This window comes from Flaviflexus sp. (assembly GCF_041440645.1).
In the GTDB taxonomy this organism is placed as follows: Bacteria; Actinomycetota; Actinomycetes; order Actinomycetales; family Actinomycetaceae; genus Flaviflexus.
The window spans coordinates 1-12,834 of sequence record NZ_JASDVN010000045.1 but is presented as its reverse complement, the minus strand read 5'-3'; the positions used below and the strand labels follow the sequence as shown (position 1 = coordinate 12,834).

Here is a 12,834-nt window from a genome sequence, read left to right as displayed (position 1 = left end):
GATTGCATACTCCTTTGTAGGCTCTCATGACCAGTTTAACCAGGGAATTTATACAGGACTATACAAGGTTTGAGATAGTCCTGGAAGTCTTCTCACGCGCCCAAAGTGGAGGGAACGAAATCGCAGTTTTTGGGGGTAACAGGAATTGCGGGAGGAGCGTCGTGGCGTCCCTCCCGCGATGGGTAAAAGGATGAACTAGAAGGTGCGAATCGCGATCTCGGCGGGTGCGAGGAGCAGATCCTTGAGCTCGTCATCGACCTTCAGGAGGGTGAGCGAGGCGCCCGCCATCTCCAGCGATGTACAGTACTCTCCAACGTAGGAGCGCCAGACCTTGATGCCCTTCTCCTCGAGCTTGCGGTGTGCAATGCCGTAGAGAATGTACTGCTCGGAGATCGGCGTGCCACCGAGTCCGTTGATCATGAGGGCAACCTCGTCACCCTCCTCGAATGGCAGGTCGGAGACGACCGCGTTCAGCAGCTCGTCGACGATGTCGTCGGCGGAGGCCATCTTGTCGCGGCGGCGTCCCGGCTCGCCGTGGATGCCAACGCCCACCTCCATCTCGTCATCCGCGAGGGTGAAGATTGGTTCGCCCTTGGCGGGGGGAGTGGTGCCGGAGAGCGCAATGCCCATGGTGCGAACGAGGGAGTTCGTCTTCTCGGCAATGGCCTTGACGTCCTCCAGCTCAGCACCGGCCTCTGCGAGAGCGCCAGCGGTCTTCATGACAAAGAAGTTGCCGGCAACGCCGCGGCGGCCGACAGTGTAGGTGGAGTCCTGGACCGCAACGTCATCGTTCACGTAAGCGATCTCGGTCTTGACGCCCTCGGCGTCCAGCATCTCCTTCGCCATCTCCCACGCCATGCGGTCGCCCGTGTAGTTGTTGACGAGGAGGAGGACGCCCTTGTCGGAGTTCAGGAGCTTGGCAGATTCGTACACGTAGTCCATCGGGGGAGCTGCGAACACGTCACCCGGGCAGGCGCCGGTCAGCATGCCGGGGCCGACGGTCATGACGTGTGCGGGTTCGTGGCCGGAGCCGGAACCCTGAATGATCGAGACCTTGCCGTTGTTCGGTGCGTCTGCACGGTGGATCAGGTTGTAGTCCGGCACGTACCTCAACGTGTCGGGATTTGCTCGCACGATGCCGTCCAGCATCTCCGGAACAAAGTTCTTCGGGTCGTTCATGAACTTCTTCATTTGTTTTCCTTTTCGCCTTTGAATTAATTGTGTGGTTGTCAGGACTCGGGCCACGCATCAGCGAGTGCGCGGGTAATGACGGCAACACCCTTGCCGCCAGCATCGACGCTGCCGATGCTTCGTTCAGCTGTATAGGAGGCGCGACCGCGCTTGGCGATCATCTCCTTCGTGGCCTCCGCCGCCTCGTCGGCGCGTACGGCAACTCGTTCTGCAATCTGCTTGCCAGATAATCCACTGGCGGCCTCGATCTCATCCGCCATGGGGGCGAGAACATCGATGAGTGTCTTGTCGCCAAACTCTGCCCCGCCACGGGCCTGGATGCCCTCGATGGCGGAACGAATCATGGCGACCAGCACGGAAGCGTCGAGGGATTCGTGCTGGCGAGCAACGGCGGACGCCCTCATGAACGCCGTCCCCCAGATTGGGCCCGATGAGCCGCCGATTCTGGAGGTGAGGATCATGGCGCACTTCTGGAGGAACACGGGGACGCTGCTGCGATCGATGTCGTCCCAGTTCTCCAGCAGCTTCTCAAATCCACGAGCGAGCGAATATCCAAAGTCACCATCCCCGACGACCGAATCCAATTCGCAAAAGAACGACTCGTTCTCAATGGCGGTGTCGGCAATTGTCTTGACGACAAATTCTGTTAACTCGAGATCATTCATGGTGTTGCGTCCTAACTGCACCCTTGCAGACTGAAAATAGTGGTCGCACCGCGGTCAGATTTCACCGGCGAAATCTGCACCTATACATGTGCGACCTGTGACCCATGTTACGCAATCTGGTGCTGTTTGGTAAGGGTTGAATGAAGAAACCTCAGAGGACTTTGAAATCTTGAGAATCCGTGCATGCGTGCGCTTCTTGCTGGCTGTAAATGCGGTTCAAGTCCGCCACGTTAACGGGCCTCTGAGCTGGAGAAAGAGTGGCGAATCCGAACCCGCGGGTAGGACTTCACTCAAGAGAGCCCGAGAAAGGATTCTCTCGGCATGATCCGGTGGCGTGCGCTCGCGGCCGTCGATTCTATTGCGAAGCTGCAGTGTCTCGATGGTGATGGTTGGCGCATGGAGGGGAGTGGGAAGGAGGTGGCCCGGGCAAGGGCCCGGGCCACCTCGGCATCGTCCTTGATCTTTCTTGCCGCACGAAGGGAGGGTCCTGCGGGCGGCAAGAAAGATCCGTTACCACCTGCCCACGTCAGCTCTTGAGGTGGTCGGGAAGTTCGGTATCAAGCGGGGCACCGCCTGGGGTCATGACGACCTTGACTCCGCGACTGACCTCCTCAATGGCCAGGTCCCACTCATCCAAGCAGTGTACGGCTCCGATGACGGGGAGGAGGTTCAGGTGTCCGTTGCGCAGGAGGGCGAGTGCGGTGCGGAAGCTGGAGGGCCTCTTGCCTCGGCACCCGACGACGTTGAGTTCGTTCTGCATGATCGTCATCGCATCCACGACGAGAGGATCCTTGTAGAAGGCGACCAGGCCAAACATGCCGCCCTTACGCAGGTACGAGAGTCCATCGACAACCTGGTCGACGCTGCCACTGCACTCGAAGACGTAGTCCACTCCCATGCCCCCAGTCAGCTCACTCACGAGGGCGCGAACATCGTCCGCTCCGCTCGACACCGTGTAGTGTGCTCCGGTTTCCTTCGCGACCTTGAGGCGTGCCTCGTGGCGCTCCAGGCCAACCACGATGACACGCGCACCGACAGCGGCTACAACCTGGGCGCAGAGCTGCCCCATGGTGCCCGGGCCGATGACAACGACCGTGGAGTCCGGACCGATCTCGAAGGGTCCCTCAAGGACCGAGTGGACCGCTACGGCGAGGGGCTCAAGGAGGGCTCCCTCGAGAAGCGATACGTTATCGGGGAGGCGGTGCACGGCGTCGGAGCGGATCGTGATCTGTTCGGCAAGTCCACCGTTCGCGGTGCGGCCGATGCCAGTGCGGTTGGGGCACCTGTTGTATTGCTTGGTGCGGCACCAGTGGCACGACCTGCACAGGTACGCGTCAGTTTCCAGCACCACTCTGTCGCCCACGGAAGCACCGATGGGAATGCCGGGAACGGGCTCACCAACGGCGGCCACAATCCCGCACACTTCGTGACCCATGATCCGGGGAATCATGCCCGTGGTGCCGGTAATCTCGTTGCGGTCAGTGCCGCAGATCGCCGTCGCAGCCACGTTGACCGTTACTTCTCCAGGCCCGGGTCCGGGCAGGTCAGCAACCTCTTGAACGCTGACCTGCCCATCACCGGATTTCACAATGGCTCTCACGCCTTGGCGGCCTTTCGGGTGATGGCCTGGAGATCGTCCCAGATCTCCATCTGAGCCGTACGCTGACGCTGGTACACGTCGAAGAACTCGTCGTAGAGGGCGGTCTTCTTCGGGTCCGGCTCGTACTCGCGGAGCGGATCCACGGTTTCGCGGACGCCCTCCTCGAGGGAGGAGAACAGGCCAACGCCGGTCGCTGCGCAGATCGCGGCACCCTTCGCACCGAACTCGGTGCCCGCGGGTACGACAACGCGTGCTCCGAGGACGTCGGCGAAGATCTGGCTCCACACGGGGGAGTTCACGCCGCCGCCCGCCATGTTGATCGTGTCGACCGTGACCGGGATGGGGTCGAGGCAGTCGCGGATGCCGTAGGCGACACCCTCGTAGACGGAGCGGAGCATCTCCCAGCGGGTGTGGGAGCCGGTGATGCCATTGAAGGAGGCGCGTGCGGAGGGCTTGATGAAGGGGGCGCGCTCGCCACCGGGAGCGTTGTACCCGTGGTACATGATGCCACCCGATCCAAGGGGAACCTTCTTGAGTTCCTGATCGAGGTAGGAGTACAGGTTGCGTCCCTCAATGGCGGTTGCCTCGTCACGGAACTGGTGACCAAACTCGCGCAGGAACCACTCGAGGTTGGTGGTCGCGGAGTTCATACCGAGGGAGCGGATCCAGGTCTTCTCCGTGTGGGGGATGAGCCAACCGACGTCGGCGGGGCTGAAGGCGTTCTGCGGTTCGTCGGTCGCAACGGTCACGATGCCGGCGGTGCCGATGACTGCCATGGCGGTGCCGGGCTCTGCCACGCCACAACCAAGGGACGAACAGGAGATGTCCACGCCACCCTTGAACACGGGGGTTCCGGGGCGCAGGCCGGTCAGGCCGGAGGCCTGATCGGTGACGACACCGACCTGGTCGGTGTTCTTCTTCAGCTCCGGGAGCCACTTCTTGACCTCGGTGATGCCGAAGGCCTCGAGCAGATCATCTGAGTAGGTGCGGTTGACGGTGTCGATGCCCATGAGTGAGTAGTCGGACGGATCCGAGGACAGTTCGCCGGACAGCTTGTAGCCCACCCAGTCCTTGCAATACACGTTGCGAATATCGTCGCGCTCAAGGAGTTCCTTCTGGTTCTCAACGCGCCAGCGCAGAATCGCGGAGGTCGTGCCCGCGTAGGGGCCGCCGCCGGTCTTCTTGAAAGTGGAGGACAGGGTGCCGTCGCGGCCCCACTCGTCCACGATCTCGCCAGCGCGACCATCGGTCCACAGGATTGCGGGACCAACGGGATTGCCGGCCGTGTCGACCAGCCAGGAACCGTCACCCTGGCCCGTGACAGCAACCGCCCGGATCCTGTCCGGGGTGATGGCGCTGCCGGTCAGTGACTCGGAGATGGCACCAACGCCGCCATCCACACGTCCTGCAGATCCTCCTCCGCCATGTACGACTCCGGGTTCGTGATTGGCACGATCCTGGCAGCCCTGGCGACTTCCCGACCTTCAAGGCTAAAAATAGTTGCTTTGACGACGGACGTTCCGGCATCAATTCCCATTACGTATTCCATTGCCGTGTTCCTCCTTGAACAAAACACCGTCCACGCTGCGTGGCGGCGGCTGAATACCAAAAGTGTCAGTAGATAGATGGGGTATTTATGTGATGTCACGTGCCCACAGGGGAGACTCCACAAGGGAGACTCTCAAAAACTTCTCGAGAACTACTCGAGTCATGCTTGAGAAAGCACTTCCAAACAAATTCCTCTTCAGGCTGTGACTGGGGGAAGGGGTCTTCACCTTCCGGGGCGGGTGCGCGGCGTTGCGCTCGAGTCCAATCGCTTTGCGCCACGAGCTGTGCCGAGCACTGATTGGGATTGAAAGAGCCGGTGGGCTCTCTGCATAGACGTAGATCTTTGTTCTCGTGAGACTCTTCAGTCTCGGGTTCGTTGTACTTCGTTCCTGGTCTTGCTTGGTTGGCTCCTTCTCTGTTCTCTGTTCGTTTAAAAGCGCTCCCTTCCAATGGCTCAATCGGAGGGTGTGATCTGGGCCATGGTCCGCTGTGGATACAGAAAGGCCCACCACACAGACGCGCGTGGTGGGCCTTCCTGCTAGATCAGCAGGCTGAAGGGGGACTCCAGCTGTTCGACGATGCGAGCAAGGAACTGTGCGCCAAGAGCACCATCCACGCTGCGGTGATCGACGGAAAGCGAGAGCTTCATGATCGACGCAACCGCGATCTCGCCGTCAATGACGACGGGCTGCTGGGTTGCGGCACCAACGGCGAGGATCGCTGCCTGCGGCGGGTTGATGATCGCGTCAAAGTCCTCCACCCCGAACATGCCGAGGTTGGAGACAGTGAGAGCGCCACCGAAGAGCTCGTCCTGCTTGAGGCGGTTCTCGTTCGCACGTGAGGCAAGATCCTTGATCGAGCTCGAGAGAGCCGACAGCGCTAGCTGGTCTGCCTTGCGCACAACCGGGGTCACGAGACCGCGGTCGGAAGCGACAGCAACAGCGACATCAACGGTCGAGAGGCGGTAGGAACCCGCGTCGTCCCAAACCGAGTTGACCTCGGGGAACTCGGCGAGAGCCTTCGCGGCGGCCTTGACGACAAGGTCGTTGACGGAGATGCGAACGGGAGAGTTCTCGTTCAGCTGCTTGCGCAGAGCAAGCAGAGCATCCACGTTGACGGAGCGGCGCAGGTAGAAGTGGGGAGCTTCCCTCTTCGACTGCTGGAGGCGACGCGCCACGACCTTGCGGATCTTCGTGTGTTCAACGAACTCAGCATCCGGGTAGGCCGACAGGTCGATCGAGGAGGAGTGCTCGGCGGGAGCCGGTGACTGCACGGGAGCGGCCTGCTGGGCGGGTGGCGCCTTGGGGGCGTTCGCCTGCTCGGCAACAGCCTTCTCGAAGTCGCGGCGTATGATGCGGCCATTCTTGCCGGTGCCGGTGATGGTGGTGAGGTCGATGCCCTGCTCCTTGGCGAGGCGGCGCACGATCGGGGTCACGAACAGGCGACCGGTCGGTGCCGGGCTGACCTGCTCTTCGGTTCCGAGGGTTGCCTGCTCGGCCGCAACAGCAGGTTCCAAACCATCCGGCACGGGTGAACCCGTGTTGGTTACCTCCGGAGTCGATTCAGCGGAGGTTGGTGCCTCTTCCTTGGCTTCTGCGGGAGCCGAAGCGGCCGGTGCGGACTCGCCACGGGCGAGGGCCGCAAGGCGATCTGCCTCGGCCGGATCCTCATCGGGATCGCGCAGAACCAGGATCGGGTCACCAACGGGAACGGAGCTGCCGGTCTCGACAAGGAGAGCGTGCACAACGCCGTCAGCGTTGATATCGATGTCGACAACGGCCTTGTCGGTTTCGACGGTCGCAATCGGGCTACCTTCGGAAAGCTCGTCGCCTTCCTTGATGAGCCAATCTTCCAGGAGGGCTTCCTCAGCATCGGCCGAGAGCCCGGGCATGGTGAAATACTGTGCCATTGAATAAGTCCTTTCGGGGCTCACATGTCGCGGAGCTCGACAAGAGCCTTCGCAACATCGTCGACATCGGCCAGGGCGGCAGCTTCCAGAATCTTGGAGATGCTGGGGGAGGACTCGGAGCCGTGTACGCGCATGACGGGAGCATCCAGCCAATCGAAGTAACGGCGCTGAATCTCGTCAGCGAGCCATCCGCCGTACGAGGTGCCGGCGTTAGCCTGCTCCGCGATGAGGATGCGGTTGGTCTTCTTGATCGACTTCTCGATCAGCTCCCAGTCGATGCTGGCCTTGTCGAGCCAACGCAGGTCGATGACGTCAGCATCCACACCGGACTGCTCGGCCGCGGTCACGGACTGCGACACCATGGACAGGTAGGAGATCACGGTGACGTCGTTGCCTTCGCGGCGCAGGGCTGCCTTGCCAACGGGAAGGCAGAAGTCGCGGTCGTCCTTGGGTGCTAGGCCGGTGCTGCGGTACAGGTCCGCGTCGTGCTCGAGAACGGCAACCGGATCGTCGAGCTTCATGGCTGCGTTCAGCAGGCCAATGTAGTCGTGCGGCGTCGAGGGGGCAATGATTCGCCATCCCGGGTTGGTGGCGAGGATGCCGGCGGGATCCATCGAGTGCTGCGAACCGTAACCGGTGCGGGTGCCGATCTTGATGCGCATGAGCATCGACATGGCGTGCTCGCCGCCGAACATGTGGCGGGCCTTGCCGATCTGGTTGAAGATCTGGTCGGCTGCCACCCAGATGAAGTCGGCGTACATGAGCTCAACAACGGGGTAGGTGCGGCCGTCGAGAGCGGCGCCGCCACCGAGGCCGGTGAACGCTGCCTCCGAGATTGGGGTGCCGATGATGCGGCCCGGGAATGCCTCGGGAAGGCCCTTCGTGGCGCCACGGGAGCCACCGTTGAGCTTGTGGACGTCCTCACCCATGACGTAGATGGTCTCGTCCTCCTCCATGCGCCTGTGCATTGTGGAGGCAACGGCGTCGAGGAACTTGGTTTCAACCAGCTCCGACTCCGCGAAGTCGGTCAGTTCCTTGCAGTCCTCGTCCTTGACGGCGTCGATCTCGCCGCGGATGCCAACGTTGATGAACTCGACATCGGGCCACAGCTCGGGGCGGATGCGCTTGGAGCCGGGCTTGCCGTCCGGATCGTCCTCTAGGATCTTCTCAACGACCGTGGCCATGATGGCCTTGGCGTTCTTGCGAAGCGACTTCACGCCATCCTCATCGAGGATGCCGCGGCGGAGCAGGTGCTCCTCGACGAGGCGCATGGAGTCGCGATCCTGCCACTCCTTCTCCTCCTCCTTGCTGCGGTATCCGAAGGCGGAACCAGGGATCGGGCCGTTCTGGTGGAAGTAGCGGTAGGTGAGAGCCTCGATGACGGCCGGGCCCTTGCCCGCACGCATGTGCTCAACGGCCTGCTCGGTGGCGATGCGGACCGCGACGGGGTCCATGCCATCCACGCGCCAGGAGGCAATGCCGAAGCCGGGGCCGCGGCCCGAGAGGCGGTTCTCACCGGTCGCTTCGTCGGCCGTGGTGGAGACTGCGTACTGGTTGTTCTCAATGAAGAACAGGGTGGGCAGATCCCACGCCGCCGCGAGGTTCATGGCCTCGAGGGTGGAACCGATGTTGGTCGCACCATCACCGAAGTAGGTGACGGACACGTTGTCGGTACCGAGCTTCTTCGAGTTGAAGGCGAAGCCGGTTGCGAACGGGACGGCGCCACCAACGATGGCGTTGGTGCCCATGGCGCCGATTTCCTTCCACTGCAGGTGCATGGAACCACCGCGACCGCGGCAGTAACCGGCCTTGAGGCCAGCGATCTCGGAGAGGGTGCGGTAGAGGACGTCGTTGAGCTCGTCGCTCAGGTCCTCTCGCAGGTCCAGGCCCTCGGGAGCCACTGCGTTAAACGCCTTGGCGAGGAACTGGTGGTGGCCGCGGTGGGAACCGTTGATCTGGTCCTCAACGCGCAGGGGCAGAGCGGAGGCGACAGCGCCGCCTTCCTGTCCGATGGAGGAGTGTGCGGGGCCGTTGATGAGCTTTTGACCTGCCATGTCGAGAACGGATTCCTCGAAGGCGCGAATGAGGTGAATCTGGCTCGCCATGTTCAAGAGGTCAGATTCGGACTGCTTGTCCCAATCCGCGTTCGTGCTGGCAACTTCTACCCAGGGCACCTTGGATTGAAGCTTCGTGGTCTTCGGCATATTGACATCCTTTGTCGTAATTTCCGGACTGTATCGCGCAGTGCTTTAAGCTTGTATTTGCAAGGAAATCTGTGGAGTGCGACTCTTGCGTGCTACGTTGCATGATGAGCTTATACGGTTTTTCCGCAGCGCAGGCTATACAATTGCTTACAAGTGTACACGAGGCTATACAGCATTGGTCAAGAAGGGACTCGATATCAATGGCTTCCAAAATTATTCCGGTGGTCGCAAGTCCCGACGCGGTCGATAAGAGAGTACCGAAAACTCTCGACCGTAGCTCGTCAGTTCCGCTCTACGTCCAGCTTGGTGACATCCTCCGAGAGCGCATTGATTCGGGCGAGTGGAAGCCGAACCTGAAGATCCCGTCCGAGCACGAACTGAACAGGGAGTACGGTCTGTCCCGCATGACAGTCCGTCAGGTCCTCACCACGCTCGTGAATGAGGGACGCCTGTTCCGCGTTCAGGGCAAGGGCACGTACGTTGCCCCTGGAAAGATCTCGACCAAGTCACCCGCCTACACCGGCATGAGGCAACAGCTCGAGGAGGCCGGTTACACCACCTCAACGGAGCTCATGGACGCAACCATTGAGCCCGCCGACTCCTACGTCGCAGAACACCTCAATCTTGCCGAAGGCGAGCAGGTCGTGAAGATCGCGCGCCTGCGCCGCGCCGAGGACGCCCCCATCTCCCTCCACATCTCCCACGTGCCACTCAAGCTCGCCCCGGATCTGCTGGACCGCGACTCCGCCACGGAGCAGCTCTGCGTCATTCTCGATCGCGAGTACGACCTCGTCATGGGTCATGTCGAAGAGACCCTCGAGTCGACGCGAGCCTCGAGTACGGAAGGCAAGCTCCTGACGATCAACCCAGGGGAGCCCATCCTCCTACTCCGCCAAAAGGTCAGCACCCCCGAGGGCGTGCCCTTCGAGTACACCCGCATCCTCCTGCGCGGTGACAGGATCCGCCTCACCTACGAGTACGAGATGTAGTTCCTGCCTGAGATGGAGGGTTGCCTGGATGTTGGTTGGTCGCGACGATATTTCGCAAGCATGTAGGTGGGCCAATACCTAGGTTTGCCAATACGACAGTACGCCCGGCTAGTGCCGGGCGTACTCATGTGCTGTCTTCGTATGGTCAAAGCGGAAAGGGGTACGTTCCACTCCGGTGGAACATACCCCTCTTGTCCTGTTCCCGCTTGTCCTATTCGGACGGGATCGGGAGGCTGAGGACCTTTTCTAGGGATTCGACTGTGACAATGCCGTCGGTCAGGACGTCCTCGCCCTCGCGGATCGAGGCGGGCTCACCGGGCACACCCAGGTTCGACAGAACCGTGGTGGCCTGGGGGAACTCCTCGTTCACCGTGAAGGTGGACAGGGTGACGATGTAGCGGGTGTTGGCCGCGGCAGCGGCCTTAGCGCCCGTGTTCGAGTCCTCGACGATGACGGTGGTGTCCTTGTCCGCACCGATCTCGTCCATCGCCATGAGGTAGATGTCGGGAGCGGGCTTCTTGGCCGGAACCATGTCGCCGGCGAAGACGCCGGAGAGGCGCTCGCGCTGCTCAGGGCCGATGACGGCGGTGAGAACGGCCTCGACGGACTTGAGTGCGGACGTGGAGGCAACGGCAACCTTCCATCCGGCATCCAGTGCCTCGGAGATGATGCGGGCGATGCCGGGGCGTCCGGGCAGGAGCCCGTTCTCGACCCGCTCAACGTAGCGCTGGGACTTCTCCTTGTGGATCTTGAGAACGAACTCGTCGAGCGGCTCGGGCAGGGTTTCCTCGAGGCCCGGGTTCTCCTTCACGTAGGCGATGAAGCGTTCCTTGCCGCCACCGACGGCGAGGAGGCGTGCGTACTCGTCCTGGCTCCAGCGGAACGGCAGGCCGAAGTGCTCGAAGGTCTCGTTGAAGGCAACGAGGTGGCCGTCGAGCTCGGTGTCGGCGAGCACGCCGTCGCAGTCAAAAATCAGGGCGTTCACTGGGTAACCTTTCCTTCGGAGCGGAAGATCTTGGCGAAGTTCTTGATGACCTCTTCGGAGGCCCTCTCGATCTCGGCAAAGAGCTTGACGGGCTCCCACGCGTCCTTCTCTTCGCATTCCTTGAGGTAGGCGAGAGCGGTCTTCATGTAGGCGTGCTTGAGGGCGGTCGAGATGTTGATCTTCGAAACGCCGTTGTCGATGAACTCGTGGAACTGGGCGTCAGAAAGTCCGGTGCCGCCGTGGAGGACTACGGGGATGTCGTACTTCTCGCGGATCTCCGTGACGCGTTCGGGAACGAGAACGGGCTCGGACTTGTACTGGCCGTGAGCGGTACCGAGTGCGGGGGCGAGCAGGTCGGTGCCGGTTTCCTTCGCGACCTCGATCAGCTGATCGACGGTGTAGGCGTGGGTGGACTCATCCGAACCAACACCGTCCTCAACGCCGAGGATGTTCTCGATCTCGGACTCGACGGTAACGCCGGCAGCGTGGCATTCCTCAACGACCTCGGCCGTTTCGCGGCGTGCGGTCTCGAGATCGCGGTCGGAGGCGTCGAACAGAACCGAGCTCCAGCCCTTCTCCACGCAGAGGGAGATGATGGAGCGGTCGGGGCAGTGGTCAAGGTGCAGGGCAACGCCAACGCCGGCCTTCTCTGCAGCGACCTTCGCGGCATTGACAAGAACGTCCGCCCCCGCGCTCTTGACGGTCTTGACGGAGGTCTGCAAGATCACGGGGGAGCCGATCTCGTCAGCTGCCCGCACGATTGCGGCAATTGTCATGGGGTCGACAATGTTGATGGCGGGAACCGCGTACCCTCCCTTTTCTGCTTCTCGAACCAGGTCGAGGGTGTTTGCGTAAGGCATTTCTTTCTCCTTGTGGTCGGCTGTGAGCCCGTTGGGGGCCGGTGCTACTCGGCCCCCAACATCGTTAGTTTTGTGCGTTTTCTACTTCGTGGACACTGGATAGGAACGTGTGTGGGTCGAGGCCGGCTCGCCCCAGGAACACGCCGTCGGGAACCCCGGAGGGGTTCTCCTTCCCGGCTTGAACGATGGCGGTGTAGGTGCTCGCCTTGGCGCTACCGCCGTAAACGATCCGGGACGCACCCGGACGGTTCGACAGCAGGTCATTGATGATCGAGATGGCGCCGACAATGTGCTCGGCGGGAGCCGCGTCGGCCACCCCGATCGCCCATGCTGGCTCGTACGCGATGAGCAGGTCCGCATCGGGGCTGATGGCGCCCGTGATGTAGTTCAGCTGCTCTTCGCATACGGCGCGAACGTCATCATCCTGGTTTGCCTCACCGGCAATGATGATGGGGACAATACCGTTCTCGCTGGCCCTGGCGGCCTTCTCCGCCACCAGTTCCCACGTCTCCCCATAGTCCCGTCGCCGCTCGGGATGACCGAGCATGACGTACCGGCATCCCAGGTCAGCGAGCAGGTCGGCCGTGACATCACCGGTGTGCGGCCCGGGAGTGAACCGGGAAAGGTCCTGTACGCCGACGTCCATGCCAGTCCCGTCCAGCCACTGCTTCATGAGGGGCAGGATCGGGTGGGGGACGCAGATGTAGTGGCCTGCTCCGCGGCCGTCGCTCAGTGCCAGTGAGACGACGCCCGCCCATGCCTTCGCCTCCGCAAGAGACTGGTAGGCCTTGGAACTGAATCCGGCAACGGGAGTGGGGAGGGACATTTAGAGGCTCTTCATAATTGAGTGTGTAGCGGGCGTTTTGCGCGTCGTGGCATGAAA

At 61.8% G+C, this 12,834-nt stretch carries 11 protein-coding genes; 1 reads left to right on the top strand and 10 read right to left on the bottom strand.

Annotation, left to right across the window (positions count from 1 at the left end; genetic code table 11):
- Positions 1–195 precede the first annotated feature (195 nt).
- The 7 genes from dhaK to QMB98_RS06130 form a co-directional block, all read right to left on the bottom strand.
- Positions 196–1,191: a dihydroxyacetone kinase subunit DhaK gene (gene dhaK / locus QMB98_RS06160; RefSeq protein ID WP_371684806.1), complete on the bottom strand. Its 996-nt coding sequence runs from the start codon at positions 1,189–1,191 to the stop codon at positions 196–198.
- 38 nt (positions 1,192–1,229) lie between these two features.
- A complete protein-coding gene (gene dhaL / locus QMB98_RS06155) occupies positions 1,230–1,856 on the bottom strand; it encodes a dihydroxyacetone kinase subunit DhaL (protein WP_371684805.1) in 627 nt (208 codons plus the stop codon).
- Positions 1,857–2,382: 526 nt separating this feature from the next.
- The gene (locus QMB98_RS06150) at positions 2,383–3,456 is read right to left on the bottom strand and encodes a zinc-binding dehydrogenase (RefSeq protein ID WP_371684804.1); all 1,074 of its coding nucleotides are present in this window, start codon (positions 3,454–3,456) and stop codon (positions 2,383–2,385) included.
- Positions 3,453–4,856, bottom strand: a complete 1,404-nt coding sequence (locus tag QMB98_RS06145; RefSeq protein WP_371684803.1) for an FGGY family carbohydrate kinase — start codon at positions 4,854–4,856, stop codon at positions 3,453–3,455. Before QMB98_RS06145 ends, QMB98_RS06150 begins: the two co-directional genes overlap by 4 nt.
- Positions 4,820–5,005, bottom strand: a complete 186-nt coding sequence (locus tag QMB98_RS06140) for a hypothetical protein (RefSeq protein ID WP_371684802.1) — start codon at positions 5,003–5,005, stop codon at positions 4,820–4,822. Before QMB98_RS06140 ends, QMB98_RS06145 begins: the two co-directional genes overlap by 37 nt.
- A gap of 537 nt (positions 5,006–5,542) precedes the next feature.
- The gene (locus QMB98_RS06135; RefSeq protein WP_371684801.1) at positions 5,543–6,913 is read right to left on the bottom strand and encodes a dihydrolipoamide acetyltransferase family protein; all 1,371 of its coding nucleotides are present in this window, start codon (positions 6,911–6,913) and stop codon (positions 5,543–5,545) included.
- A gap of 20 nt (positions 6,914–6,933) precedes the next feature.
- On the bottom strand, positions 6,934–9,117 hold the full coding sequence (locus tag QMB98_RS06130; protein WP_371684800.1) for a thiamine pyrophosphate-dependent enzyme: 2,184 nt from the start codon (positions 9,115–9,117) through the stop codon (positions 6,934–6,936).
- A 200-nt stretch (positions 9,118–9,317) separates the two neighbouring features.
- Here QMB98_RS06130 and QMB98_RS06125 point away from each other — a divergent pair, with 200 nt between their 5' ends.
- Entirely contained in the window at positions 9,318–10,106 is a 789-nt protein-coding gene (locus tag QMB98_RS06125) for a GntR family transcriptional regulator (protein ID WP_371684799.1), read from the top strand.
- A gap of 211 nt (positions 10,107–10,317) precedes the next feature.
- Here the strand turns inward: QMB98_RS06125 and QMB98_RS06120 are convergent, their stop codons facing one another.
- The 3 genes from QMB98_RS06120 to QMB98_RS06110 all read right to left on the bottom strand — a co-directional run bounded on the left by QMB98_RS06120 (position 10,318) and on the right by QMB98_RS06110 (position 12,777).
- Positions 10,318–11,091 (bottom strand): HAD-IA family hydrolase, encoded by a 774-nt coding sequence (locus QMB98_RS06120; RefSeq protein WP_371684798.1) that lies wholly within the window; start codon positions 11,089–11,091, stop codon positions 10,318–10,320.
- Positions 11,088–11,951 (bottom strand): ketose-bisphosphate aldolase, encoded by an 864-nt coding sequence (locus tag QMB98_RS06115; RefSeq protein ID WP_371684797.1) that lies wholly within the window; start codon positions 11,949–11,951, stop codon positions 11,088–11,090. The genes QMB98_RS06120 and QMB98_RS06115 overlap by 4 nt, the downstream gene beginning before the upstream one ends.
- Before the next feature lie 64 nt (positions 11,952–12,015).
- Positions 12,016–12,777: a triose-phosphate isomerase gene (locus QMB98_RS06110; protein ID WP_371684796.1), complete on the bottom strand. Its 762-nt coding sequence runs from the start codon at positions 12,775–12,777 to the stop codon at positions 12,016–12,018.
- Between the last annotated feature and the right edge of the window lie 57 nt (positions 12,778–12,834).